The sequence below is a fragment of the Bacillus sp. LJBS06 genome (assembly GCF_016924995.1).
In the GTDB taxonomy this organism is placed as follows: Bacteria; Bacillota; Bacilli; order Bacillales; family Bacillaceae; genus Bacillus; species Bacillus stercoris.
The window spans coordinates 1,081,071-1,093,389 of the sequence record NZ_CP070483.1; the positions used below are offsets into that span (position 1 = coordinate 1,081,071).

Sequence of the window (12,319 nt, forward strand, 5' to 3'; positions counted from 1 at the left end):
TGATTATGTAGTTAATAAGCCAGCCCGACTCGGAATCCGACATACTCTCCTGTAACGAGCTCACGGTATAGAAAGTCAGCAGTATCGCCGACTGAAATGCTTGTGCCGCCCTCAGGCAAAACGTTACGCTCCGTACGATAAATGCCGGTTGCTGTTCCGTCCGGGAGGTAAGTGGGGCAGATGATTGTCCAGTCTAATGATGATTCTTTAAGCATTTCGTATACTTTTGCATGCTCCTTGGCTGCGCGGGTCTGCTTTCGTTTCGATTCATTTGTTTCAAACCGGAATTTTCCCGGCTCATATCGGGAATCAAGAATGCCTGCGGTGCCGATCGAAATAATCCGTTTGATATGCTGTTCCTGCATCGTGGAGAGAATGTGTGCCATAGCAGTTGACAAGGTATCATCACCATCTGTGCCTAGACAGCTGATCACAATTTCGGCATTCTCCAATATTTTTTTCACATCTTCTAAGCGGCGGGCATTCCCCATGACGATTCGATCTTTTGGAAGGGGAAGATCAGCATGTTGAGATCTGATCAGAGCGTGAATGGCAAACCGTTCATCTGCTGCAGCCTGAGTTAAAAAGGCTTGTCCGACGCGGCCGCTGGCTCCTAATAAAGCGATTTTCATCAAAAAACCTCCTCGCCTTTCATTATAAAAGGATGTTCTCAGTTTGAACAGCGCGGGAAAGAATACCTGTACCAATAGACAGAACGATGGGAAACATATTCATGAATCATGGATACACTTACGAACTGAACCAGCTCCCAATTCACAATGGTGATAAATGACACCCTGATTCCCTCCCTTTCTTTCTAGGATATGTGGAGTGGGAAAAATGGGTGACAAAATAAAGAGAGCGCGGAAACCGCGCCCTCTATAGCCATATATTGAGTTGTTATTGAACTCTGCCGCCCATTTGCTGCTGAGCGAAAGATACTAAACGTTTTGTGATTTCTCCTCCGACAGAACCGTTAGCGCGGGAAGTTGTGTCCGCTCCAAGGTGAACGCCGAATTCAGAAGCGATTTCAAGTTTCATTTGGTCGATAGCCTGAGCTGCGCCAGGAACTAGTAATTCATTTGAAGAGTTTTGGTTAGCCATGTGTAAAATCTCCTTTTTTGTTTAGTATGGTTGGGTTAACTGGAGTTGCACCAATCTGTGAACCCTTCTCGGGTGTCACTGCCGCCTCGGCGTAACCCAATGCATTGCCGGCTTGTTACTACGTATTATGTTAAAATGGCCGGAAACTCATGCGGAGAATTGTATGGTAAATGTTGAGAAAGCATAAAAAAAGCCTAGCCGATTTGGCTAAGCTAGTCATAAATATGAAAAAGCATCAGTTCATGTATCTCGTTTGTAAGAGCAGGCTCGTCAGCGCGGGCGGGAAACAAATCTCCCCATTCAATCTCACCGCTCTTATGATAGATACCTTCATAATGAGTACCTTTAAAATAAAATGAAATTTTCCATCCGGGCAGCTTTTCTTTTGGGAACAAAGGTTTCCAGCTGAAATGAGAAATCATAACGGCCACGCTCCTTACATTTAGTATCAATTGACCTGAATCTAAAACGGCTTATGTTCATTGTATCACTGTTTCATAACATCACTGAAGGGTCTTACTGATGCAGTTTGTCCCAGCTTTGGATAAAGATAAGCCCGCTTTATTAAAAAAGCGGACAGGTTACGAAGGCCACAGCGCTTCAGGGGATGTGATTGCCTTTTCAGATAAATAAGACGCGTATTCAAAGCTTCTTCGTTTTGTCAGAGAATCAACATGATGCAAGTTTGGATGAGAAAAAATGCTCCGGCCCGGGCGCGAATTTGCTTCAAACATCCATACTTTACCGTTCTGATCAATGCCAAAATCGAAACCGATCTCGCCGATAAACCCCTCGATATGATCATGAAGCACATGGCTTGCAGTCAGCGCCGCTGCAGAAAGCTTTTTAATGACCTCAACTCTTTCAGCGGGATCATCGTAAACTTCCGCAAGTGTCTTTACAGTGCCGCCGTTAGAAAGATGTGTTGTTATGCTGTTTTCTCCGGAAATTTTTACGGCTATTGCTGTTACTGTCCATTTCCCTTTTCTGTTTTTATTGGTATGGACACGGAAATCCGCTGGTTTGCCTTGAAATTCGATGAGATCAACACCTTGCTGAATGAGAAAGTCAGATGGGCTGTGCTGTTTTTGAAATTCTGCAAGAAAAGCGGCGGCATCAGGATAATCAATGGAAGTAAATGTTTTGGCGTCATTCGTGTGCTTCACCGTCAGACTCTCATCTGTCCTTGTCAGCTGATAAATGCCGGTGCCGAGTGCCCCGTTTGCCGGTTTGATATAGACTTTTTTGTATGCATCACAGAGCTCATCAATCAGCTCTACAGACGGTGTCAGCTCGGATCGAGGCAAAAAAGGAGCTGTTCTCGGGTCTTTTTCGAGCAATTGATGGACGCTCCATTTATTGAAAAACGTTTTATTAAACCATGGGATTTGATATTCATCGATCAGTCTCTTTTTTGTATGTTGCAAGAGAAGTGAATCTTCAATTTTTCGGTTAGGCAAACGGTCATAAACGACATTCGGCAATGGAACGATTTTTTTCACCCAGCCGTTTTCCCTGTAAAGGAGGCCTTCAATCGTGCCTTCCTCCCAATTGATTTGATGTGCGCCAAAAACGAAACAGTAGCCTCCGGCTTGCTCATGTAATGTGACAAGCTTAGAAAAAAAGAGGGAACGATCCTTAAAAGGTCGCTCAAGAGATACCGTAAACCCTGCCGTAAAGATGCCGACTAACGGCCCGATATGTACTGTATGATCATGAATCAGTATATCGGCCCGGCTTCGGTGGGGGAGCAAAAGCTCATGAAACAGATTTTCAGAGAGAAGCACGGTTTGTTCCAGATGCCGTCTGTAAGCAACGTGGCATCTGACAACCTTCGTTCCGAACGCGGCATGCAAAAGTCCGTCTTGCTTCAGCGAAGAGGGCAGAAACAGGGTGTTTTCACTGGTTTTGTCTATGCCGATCAAAAACCGTTTACGATTCACGCGGAAGAACTCCTTTCTGGCTTTGCTCAGAAAACAGGTACTGGCAGCGTTTTAGAGGACAAGTGTACAGCTGTTCTTTTTGCTCGGGAGAGACACGCAGGATTGACTTCCTGCCCGGTTTGGAATTGATATCTAAAATCCAAATTCTCCCGTCCTTCGCAAGACAAATATCAAGACCAAGTTCAAACAGCGGCCCGTAGCGCTCGTCAAGATAATACGGAACCGATTGGGTAATCGAAAACACATCATCCAGTAAGACCACTTGCTGTTTTTTCGGTATATCCTCAAACCATGAGTCAAATGTCAGCGCATCAGATCCGCCTGACAAATTGGCCAGCAGCCCGTGTTTATAGCCGCGTCTCACTGCCTTTCCGACTGTATTCCATTCACCTGCTTCGTTTTTTTCCATAAACAGGCGAATATCACAAGGGTATTGTTCCTTATCTTGAATGTTTAAGTAAGGCTGAAGCAAATATTGATGCTGAAGCACTTTTTTGCACCATGTTTTAAAAGAAGTTTGGTTGGAAAACGTTTTTGTCTGCTTATCCTTTCCGATGTGATAAGTAGCGGTGATGTTTTTCTTGCCCAGCTTCAAAAGAATCACGCCTCTGCCTCCTGCGCCGAATGCCGGTTTAAGGATACAGGCTTTTTCTTTGGATAAAAAGGAATGAATTTGTTCATAGCGGCTCACCTTCATTGTTTCCGGAATATAGGGGTTGATTACAGAATTCTGCTGCAAATCGTGAAGGACGGTCCATTTATCGGGAAGCCCCCGCCCGATAAATTCCGTTTTCGGATATTTTTTAAGCCACTCAACGATCGGTTTTGCTTTTTGGGAATGTGAATCCTTGCCGTAAAAACAGCGATCATAAATATAATCTGGAATCGCCATTTCAGTTTCGTTCCAAGTGCTGCTGGCGGAATGATAGACCGATGCTTTGACACGCAAGGTGTCAGGTAAAATATCAAATGGTGTAAACCGAACGAAACGTATGCCAAATTCGGGTGCTCTTTTGGCCAGTTCTGCGGAATAATCCGCTTCATGCTGGCGGGATAAGGACATAAAACCGAGTGTTATCATGATGAGACTCCCCCTTTTATTCAAAAGCTGCCGGCGGGTGTCAGCAGCTTTACGGTAAAAACATTCAGGACGAACGCAGCTGACAGTATTCTACTTTACAGATTACGATTCTTTACCTTGCCCTATTCCAAAAGAACAAGCTGATTTTCTGAGAACAGGAATTTGTCTCCTTGTTTGCTAAGTGATTGCATGAGCCTCTATAATACGTATAGGTACATGATCTATATGAAAAAAGCTGAAGCACAGATGGAGGAAGATGAATAGGAATGGGTATTGCAGGAACCTTTATTTTTATGATCGTGATCGGTGCTGCCATTGGAGCGGTGACCAATCATTTAGCAATTCAAATGCTGTTTAGGCCGTATAAAGCGTACTATTTGTTTGGGAAACGAGTTCCTTTTACGCCCGGGCTGATCCCGAGACGGCGGGATGAGCTTGCAAAACAAATGGGACTGGTGGTGGTCAATCATCTCTTAACCCCTGAGGGCATTAAAAAGCGGCTCGTCTCTGAGGCCGCTAAAACGAAGGCTCTTCAAGTGGGGGAACAGCTGATTCAAAAGCTGTCACTTTCTGAGGTGACAGTCAAAGAGGCGCTTGAAAAAGCCGGGGTGAAGCGTCCTGATGAAGCGGCAGATGCATGGATTAGCAGTTGGACGGATGATAAGCTGCATGAGCTTTTCCGCCGATACGGGAATCAATCGTTAAAAGAGCTGGTGCCTTTAGAGGCGCAGGAAAAGCTTGAAGAAAAGATTCCGATGATTTCAGAATATATATTGTCACGGAGTGTCCGTTATTTTGAAAGTGATGAAGGGAAAATGCGTCTCGGCAATATGATTGATGACTTTTTAAAAGAGCGCGGCATGCTTGGGAGCATGGTGCAAATGTTTCTCGGCAATTCAAGCTTGGCGGATCGCGTGCTGCCGGAACTGCTAAAATTTTTGCGGAATGAGGAAACAAATAAATTGCTTTCTGATCTCTTAAAAAACGAATGGGGCAAGCTGAGGGAGTATACGTTTAATGAAGCAGACGAAAAATGGAATGCAAGGGCGCTTATTTTCAGTTTGAAACGAAGCGTGCTGCAAGCATTTTCGACTGCTCCTTTCTTCGACAATACGATTGGGACGCTTACCGTTCGTTATGAATCTGAGCTGACCCAGCACATGCTGCCGGCACTGTTAGACAAATTGCTTGAAGGGGTTTCGGCCAACCTTGAAAGTGTCTTTAAACGGTTGCGTCTTGAGGAAATCGTCAAGGAGCAGGTGGATCAGTTCCCGGTGGAGCGTCTTGAAGAAATGGTGCTGTCCATTTCAAAAAAAGAATTTAAAATGATTACCTATTTGGGAGGCCTTCTTGGCGGAATGATAGGCGCGGTTCAAGCACTGTTTGTCATCCTTTTTTAAGAAGAAATGGTCTTTGATTAATGAAAGGAGCTCCATAGTCTGTTATAGTGGAGTGGTATGTCAAACGGCAATGATGAAAGGAGCTATTTACAATGGCTGTTAATTTTTATGATGTAGCGTATGATCTGGAAAATGCATTACGCGGGAGCGAAGAGTTTACCCGTTTAAAAAACCTTTACGACGAAGTGAACGCAGATGAATCAGCGAAGCGCATGTTTGAAAACTTCCGTGATGTGCAGCTTAGACTCCAGCAAAAACAAATGGCAGGGGAAGAAATTACACAAGAAGAAGTGACACAGGCTCAAAAAACAGTTGCGCTTGTACAGCAGCACGAAAAAATTTCTCAGCTGATGGAAGCGGAGCAGCGCATGAGCATGCTGATCGGTGAATTGAACAAAATCATTATGAAGCCTTTAGAAGAGCTTTACGGCAGTGTTGAAGGCTAATCAGTAAATCCCTTCTTGGAAAAGAAGGGATTTTTTATTCATCAGCCAACTTGGAAATCCAATGAATCTTTTACCTCTCCATTGATGATCACTGATAATGTATGGATTCCTTTGTAATGCTTTCTGGTAGTCAAATCCTTGAAGGATTGGATTCTTGTGTATGACTTCGTTTCGTTTTTTCTTATATTTGTTTCTGTTATGTTAAATACTTTCTGATGACGCTGACCTCTTGCTTTTACAAAATCAATTGCGTACTCAATTCTTACTTTTTGATCCCTGTCTGAATGAATATAGAAAGAAAATTCAAGGTTTTCGCCAATAGCTATCCGACTGGGCCGGCATGTTAAATCATGTAGATGTATCGAATCAGCATTTCCATAACCAAAAAGCGCTAAGGCCTGTTTATCACCCTTTTTTAATAAGGTCCGATAGGCGTGTTTGATAATCCAATCTGTATGGGGATGTGTTCCATACCATTGATCCGCGACTTTTTCCAGCAAATGAGGATGCGTTTTTGATATATCATTTAGATTGTTGGCCACGCTTTTTCTTACATATAAGGACTCGTCCTGCATCAGCTTCTCAAGTATCGGCAATACGGGCGTAGGGTCCGATTTCAAAGCCGGTATCGATTTTCCCCATGGTAGGCGGGGCCTGCTTCCTTCGCTCGCAAGTCTTCTCACGTGTTCATTTTCATGCTCAGACCATGTACGCAATTGTGCAATCATTTTTTCTTGGTCTAACAGCAAAAAAGGCCTTACAGCGAATTCTGAGGTCGAATATTGTGTAAAGTATTCCAATGCCTTTATTGATTCTTCCCAATGCGCCAACCCGTACTGCTCCACATAATCAGGGAATAAAATTCCGCTGAGACCTTTAAAATGAGGAGCTGTCTCCCGTAAAATGGCCAGAGCTTCAACGTATTGTTTTGGCAAAGTTTCGTATAAGGAAACTGTAATGCGGCGCATCCGCTCTTTTAAAGTGAATTCAGGCCAGGTTTCGAGCTGCAACGTATCCTTGAATTGGTCTTTGTTAAAGTCAGGATAGGATGACCTTACATGATGGATCAAACGAGTTAACAGTTCTTCATTAAATATTTCTTTTAAATCAGCCATATCAACACCGCTTTTTTGTTTAGTATTTATATTGTATGGGAATGTATGTTCTAAATCAAGTGGTGAATCCCAATAATTAACAACGAGTCCTACCAGGGATATACAAAAGCTGATTACTTTTTTTAGTTAAAAAAACCCTTGTCATCGGTAAGGAAAACTGAGATAATAGCATTGAAAGCGCCTACACTTACCTATTTCAAATGGATACGGTCGCATATCATGCCGTTATATTGAGGGGATAAGCAACAGAGAGTAAGTGTTCGGAGCGCATCATTGGTCAAACAAGGGGTTCCTGATACATGATTTTTCGTAAATCGAAATAACGATATTAGGGAGAATGGCTGCTTCGATCGTATCCTATCAACAAGCCATACATAAAGTCTGCTGAGCCAGGCTTTTTTTGCTTTAAGAAAAGGTTGTTCTAAACACAGAGACAGGGTCATATCCTATACACAAGTACAGTCATCAAGGAGGGGGACATCTCTGTGTCAAAACAATTGCTTGCCTTAAATATAGATGGAGCGCTGCTTCGGTCGAACGGGAAGATTCATCAGGCAACGAAAGACGCCATTGAATATGTAAAGAAAAAAGGGATTTACGTCACACTCGTGACCAACCGCCACTTTCGTTCAGCACAGAAAATAGCGAAATCGCTAAAGCTTGATGCCAAGCTGATCACCCATAGCGGGGCATATATCGCTGAGAAAATAGACGCCCCGTTTTTTGAAAAAAGAATTTCTGATGATCATACCTTTAACATTGTTCAAGTATTGGAGAGCTACCAATGCAATATTCGGCTTCTTCACGAAAAGTATTCCATCGGAAACAAAAAGAAGGTCAATTCGAATTTATTGGGGAAAGCACTCATTCATCCGTCTGACCCGATCTTTTATCCAGTCCAGTTCGTGGAATCATTAAGCGATCTCCTCATGGATGAGCCAGTGAGTGCACCTGTCATCGAGGTGTACACGGAGCACGACATTCAGCATGACATTACAGAAACGATTACAAAAGCTTTCCCTGCGGTTGATGTGATTCGCGTGAACGATGAGAAGCTGAATATCGTTCCGAAAGGCGTCTCGAAGGAAGCGGGTCTGGCCCTCGTCGCTTCAGAACTGGGCCTGAATATGGAGGATGTCGTGGCCATTGGGCATCAGTATGACGATCTGCCGATGATCGAACTTGCCGGTCTTGGGGTAGCGATGGGGAATGCCGTGCCGGAATTGAAGAGAAAGGCAGACTGGGTCACAAGGTCCAATGACGAGCAAGGTGTCGCTTACATGATGAAGGAATATTTCCGAATGCAGCAGCGAAAAGGGTTTCTTGATAAGTTCCACATGAAACGTGTGTAAAAAAGCCGCTCGCGCCCTAATAGGTGCGGCGGCTTTTTTGCCGGATTGATTTTAGCGGTTTATTTCTGTACACTAAAGAAAGTTTTGAATCTGATAAATTAGGTGATGAAGTTGCAAATAAAAATAGAAGGCATACATGATGACCGCTTGCATCGGCCTCTTCAAAATATTGCAAATTTGTTTTATGAAGAGTGCGAGCTTGTGTATGGCGGAGACGAGCCCGCAGATGTTGTCATTTCTTTAGCGTTCTCACAAACGAATGAGCATGTGACGGTTTCGGGAGAAGTAAAGGGAACGGGCATAAAGGAGCAGCATACAAAATCCTTTTCTCCCGGCTTGAATGAAAAAGAAGCTTTTAAGCAAGTGAAAAACACAATGTCTTATGTGTATCTCAATCTTCTTCAGGCGCACACGGGCATCACGCAGAAGTGGGGAATCCTCACAGGAATCCGGCCTACAAAGCTGCTTCATAAAAAGCTGCAAAGCGGAATGCCCAAGGAGCAAGCGCATGCTGAATTGAAAAAAGACTATTTAATTCACGATGAAAAAATCAAGCTCATGCAGGAAATTGTTGACCGTCAGCTGGCGGCAGTTCCGGATTTGTACCGAGTAAAGGATGAAGTCAGCATTTATATCGGCATTCCGTTCTGCCCGACAAAATGTGCGTATTGCACATTCCCTGCGTACGCCATTCAAGGACAGGCGGGCAGAGTCGGCTCATTCTTATGGGGGCTGCATTACGAAATGCAGAAAATCGGTGAATGGCTGAAGGAGCATGATGTTAAGGTGACAACCATTTACTTTGGCGGCGGAACGCCGACAAGCATTACAGCGGAAGAAATGGATCTGCTGTATGAAGAAATGGTCCGCTCCTTCCCGAATGTGAAAAACATTCGCGAGATTACGGTGGAGGCCGGCCGCCCTGACACGATCACAGAAGAAAAACTTGCCGTTTTAAACAAATATGACATTGACCGGATCAGCATCAATCCGCAATCCTATGAAAACGAAACGCTAAAGGCGATCGGGAGGCACCATACGGTTGAAGAGACCATTGAGAAATATCATCTGTCACGCCAGCACGGCATGAATAATATCAACATGGACTTGATTATCGGTTTGCCTGGGGAAGGCGTGAAGGAGTTTAGGCACAGTCTTTCAGAAACGGAAAAGCTGATGCCGGAATCCCTGACCGTTCATACTCTTTCTTTTAAACGGGCGTCAGAAATGACGAGAAACAAGCATAAGTACAAAGTCGCCGGCAGGGAAGAGGTTTCTCAAATGATGGAAGACGCGGTAGCTTGGACGAAAGAGCATGGGTATGTGCCCTATTATTTATACCGCCAGAAAAACATTCTTGGAAACCTTGAAAACGTCGGATACTCTTTGCCTGGGCAAGAAAGCATCTACAACATTATGATTATGGAAGAGGTGCAGACGATTATCGGCATCGGCTGCGGAGCTGCCAGTAAATTTATTGATCGGGATACAGGGAAAATCACACATTTTGCGAATCCGAAAGATCCGAAATCGTATAATGAGCGCTTCGAACACTATACGGACGAAAAAATCAAATATTTAGAGCAGATGTTTGAGAAAACGACAAAGCAGCACTGATCACAGTGCTGCTTTTTTTATCCCTGTTTTTTTGCTTGCTGAACATCAGGCTTCCATTTAAATACCTTGTTCAGCAAGCGATAAATCCGTTTTGATTCCTTTGTTACGAGCGGTCCCAAAATGGCCAGAATGAGGACATATAATGCGGCAAACGGCTTTAATGTGGCTGACAGTCCGCCGGCTATCCCAAGATTGGCAACGATAATCGAAAATTCTCCCCGTGATACGATCGTAAGCCCGATATTGGATGAAGCCTTATGAGAAAGCCCTGCGCGTCGTCCTGCGACCATTCCGGCGACAAAGTTTCCCACAATGGTCAAAATCACTGCACCTAACGCAAGCCAAACCGCTTCACCGAGCGAAAACGGATCAATGCTGAGGCCGAAGCTGAAAAAGAACATCGCACCGAAGAAGTCGCGGAACGGAATGACAAGGTGCTCAATCCTATCGGAATGCTCTGTTTCTGAAAAGACCAAACCGAGCAGCAGCGCGCCGATGGCTTCCGCTACATGGATCGTCTCTGAAAACCCGGCGATAAAAAAGAGCGCTGCGAAAATAACAATAATAAACACTTCATTTGAGCGAATGTCCAACAGTTTATTCAGCAGCGGCGGGAGTTTTCTGGCTGCGATAAAAAACAGCAGCATATAACCGAAGGCGATCAAAATGGACAAGAGCGCACTCCCTGCGGATGTCGCATCACCTAGCACAAGGCCGGAAACAACCGACAGATATACGGCAAGGAAAATATCTTCAAACATAATGATGCCGAGAATCAGTTCGGTCTCGGGATTGGCGGTTCTTTTTAAATCAACGAGCACTTTTGCGACAATCGCACTTGACGAGATTGTGATGACGCCTGCGAGGACGAGGACTTCCAGAAAGGAAAACCCGGTGATAAACCCGTAAAGCAGCCCGAGGGTGAAGTTAATCAAGATATAAATCGTTCCGCCGACCGCAATTGATTTTCCTGATTTGATTAATTTCCCGACGGAGAATTCGATCCCGAGATAGAAGAGGAGGAACAGTACGCCCATTCGCCCGAAAAACTCAATGATTTCACTGCTTTCAATAAATGTAAGATCAATAATTCCCATTTTCGGCGCGTGCGGCCCAACCAGCATGCCCAGCACAATCAGAAATGGAATAATTGAAAATTTAATTTTGTTGGCGATCACACTGGCGATTGCCACAAGCACAAGTGCAGTTCCGACTTCAAATACAAGATGGTCCATAGGCGCTCACACGCCCTCTCCAGAAAGAAAATCGTGAATCAGTTTCTTCAGATGCTTTCTCTCACCTGAGAGGACAAGGGTGTCATTTTCTTCAATAATCGAATCGGCTCCGGGATTTAGGAGCTTTTCCTGATTGTGTTTGATGATGGCAATCACAGTGACATCGTAGTTCTGGCGGACATCAAGCTCTCCGAGTGTGCGCCCGATCGATTTGGCGCCTTTTTCGACCTTAAACCATTCAATAATAAGGTCGCTGAAGGCCATTTCGATGGACTCCAGAGCTTGCGGTTTATAGACCATGCCTCCAAGAATAGCTGCAATTTGCCTTGCCTCAGAATCATCCAATGAAATATTTGAAAGGAGCTCATCCGGGTCTCGGTCATTAAACCGGTAAATTTCCCTTCTTCCGTCATCATGAATGATTATCGTCATTTTTTCGCGGTTTCTCGTTTCGATTTCAAACTTTTTGCCGATGCCCGGCAGATCGTTTTCTTTAATATTCAATGAAGGTCCCTCCGAATGTCGTGTTGGCAAGATGGGGTGAGTTACAAATAAAACTTGAGCAAATTATATTCGGAGGTAATTAGACTGGTATTTGACAGGGGCGGCAAAAGCTTTTTCCAGCCTGTTTATCAGCGGTTCGTCAAGGGGCTTGACAGAGAGCTGCCTGATAGAGTGCGACAGCGGGCTGTACGCGTTGATCAGCTCAGCAGGGTGCACGCTGCCCGGCGACGGTGTTTTTGCCGATTGTGTTTCCTGCGGATATGAAGACATAGGCACATAGCTGTCAGAGCTTGCTTCAAGCTGGGAAGGCAGAACCACGTCCGAAGGGGGAAAGTACACCATAAATAAACTTAACAGAAAACTGATCAGCAATTTATCCATGTTTCTTTCCTCCTTTCCCATCAAGATATACCTTCTTTTTCACTATATAAAACTTTATGTGTTCATTCAAACAATATGCATTTTTCAGTATCTATTGACCTTGAAAAATATGAAGGTTTATTTGGGGATGACGGGGAATGT

The 12,319-nt window shown here is 44.3% G+C and carries 14 protein-coding genes; 4 read left to right on the top strand and 10 right to left on the bottom strand.

The annotated features are described in order from the left end of the window. Positions 1-11 precede the first annotated feature (11 nt). The 6 genes from JQX68_RS05400 to spaC form a co-directional block, all read right to left on the bottom strand. Positions 12-632 carry an SDR family oxidoreductase gene (locus JQX68_RS05400; RefSeq protein ID WP_040083585.1) on the bottom strand — a complete coding sequence of 207 codons (621 nt, stop codon included), beginning with the start codon at positions 630-632 and terminating at the stop codon, positions 12-14. Between the two features lie 38 nt (positions 633-670). Next, a complete protein-coding gene (locus tag JQX68_RS05405) occupies positions 671-796 on the bottom strand; it encodes a hypothetical protein (RefSeq protein ID WP_014663375.1) in 126 nt (41 codons plus the stop codon). Positions 797-900: 104 nt separating this feature from the next. Beyond that, positions 901-1,104 carry a beta type acid-soluble spore protein SspB gene (gene sspB / locus JQX68_RS05410; protein WP_014663376.1) on the bottom strand — a complete coding sequence of 68 codons (204 nt, stop codon included), beginning with the start codon at positions 1,102-1,104 and terminating at the stop codon, positions 901-903. A gap of 212 nt (positions 1,105-1,316) precedes the next feature. Continuing rightward, on the bottom strand, positions 1,317-1,535 hold the full coding sequence (locus tag JQX68_RS05415; protein ID WP_080487948.1) for a YheE family protein: 219 nt from the start codon (positions 1,533-1,535) through the stop codon (positions 1,317-1,319). 150 nt (positions 1,536-1,685) lie between these two features. After that, on the bottom strand, positions 1,686-3,047 hold the full coding sequence (gene yheD, locus JQX68_RS05420; RefSeq protein WP_014663378.1) for a spore coat associated protein YheD: 1,362 nt from the start codon (positions 3,045-3,047) through the stop codon (positions 1,686-1,688). Next, complete coding sequence (spaC, locus tag JQX68_RS05425; RefSeq protein ID WP_014663379.1) at positions 3,037-4,128, bottom strand: spore coat associated protein SpaC; 1,092 nt, start codon at positions 4,126-4,128, stop codon at positions 3,037-3,039. The genes yheD and spaC overlap by 11 nt, the downstream gene beginning before the upstream one ends. 266 nt (positions 4,129-4,394) lie before the next feature. Here spaC and JQX68_RS05430 point away from each other — a divergent pair, with 266 nt between their 5' ends. After that, on the top strand, positions 4,395-5,528 hold the full coding sequence (locus tag JQX68_RS05430; protein ID WP_014663380.1) for a DUF445 domain-containing protein: 1,134 nt from the start codon (positions 4,395-4,397) through the stop codon (positions 5,526-5,528). A gap of 92 nt (positions 5,529-5,620) precedes the next feature. Next, positions 5,621-5,974 carry a YlbF/YmcA family competence regulator gene (locus tag JQX68_RS05435; protein WP_003224239.1) on the top strand — a complete coding sequence of 118 codons (354 nt, stop codon included), beginning with the start codon at positions 5,621-5,623 and terminating at the stop codon, positions 5,972-5,974. A gap of 41 nt (positions 5,975-6,015) precedes the next feature. Here the strand turns inward: JQX68_RS05435 and JQX68_RS05440 are convergent, their stop codons facing one another. Further along, a complete protein-coding gene (locus tag JQX68_RS05440) occupies positions 6,016-7,089 on the bottom strand; it encodes a DNA alkylation repair protein (RefSeq protein WP_147771697.1) in 1,074 nt (357 codons plus the stop codon). Between the two features lie 485 nt (positions 7,090-7,574). Between JQX68_RS05440 and JQX68_RS05445 the strand changes: the two genes are divergently transcribed. Together JQX68_RS05445 and JQX68_RS05450 are read left to right on the top strand one after the other, a co-directional pair. Further along, positions 7,575-8,441 (top strand): Cof-type HAD-IIB family hydrolase, encoded by an 867-nt coding sequence (locus JQX68_RS05445; protein WP_014663382.1) that lies wholly within the window; start codon positions 7,575-7,577, stop codon positions 8,439-8,441. A 111-nt stretch (positions 8,442-8,552) separates the two neighbouring features. Beyond that, positions 8,553-10,058, top strand: coding sequence for a coproporphyrinogen III oxidase (locus tag JQX68_RS05450; RefSeq protein WP_147771698.1), 1,506 nt, complete (start codon positions 8,553-8,555; stop codon positions 10,056-10,058). 17 nt (positions 10,059-10,075) lie between these two features. Here the strand turns inward: JQX68_RS05450 and khtU are convergent, their stop codons facing one another. From khtU to JQX68_RS05465, 3 genes are all read right to left on the bottom strand, one after another. Next, entirely contained in the window at positions 10,076-11,293 is a 1,218-nt protein-coding gene (gene khtU, locus JQX68_RS05455; protein ID WP_134975680.1) for a K(+)/H(+) antiporter subunit KhtU, read from the bottom strand. A gap of 6 nt (positions 11,294-11,299) precedes the next feature. Next, on the bottom strand, positions 11,300-11,797 hold the full coding sequence (gene khtT / locus JQX68_RS05460) for a K(+)/H(+) antiporter subunit KhtT (protein WP_014663386.1): 498 nt from the start codon (positions 11,795-11,797) through the stop codon (positions 11,300-11,302). Positions 11,798-11,860: 63 nt separating this feature from the next. Continuing rightward, positions 11,861-12,199 carry a hypothetical protein gene (locus JQX68_RS05465; RefSeq protein WP_014663387.1) on the bottom strand — a complete coding sequence of 113 codons (339 nt, stop codon included), beginning with the start codon at positions 12,197-12,199 and terminating at the stop codon, positions 11,861-11,863. Between the last annotated feature and the right edge of the window lie 120 nt (positions 12,200-12,319).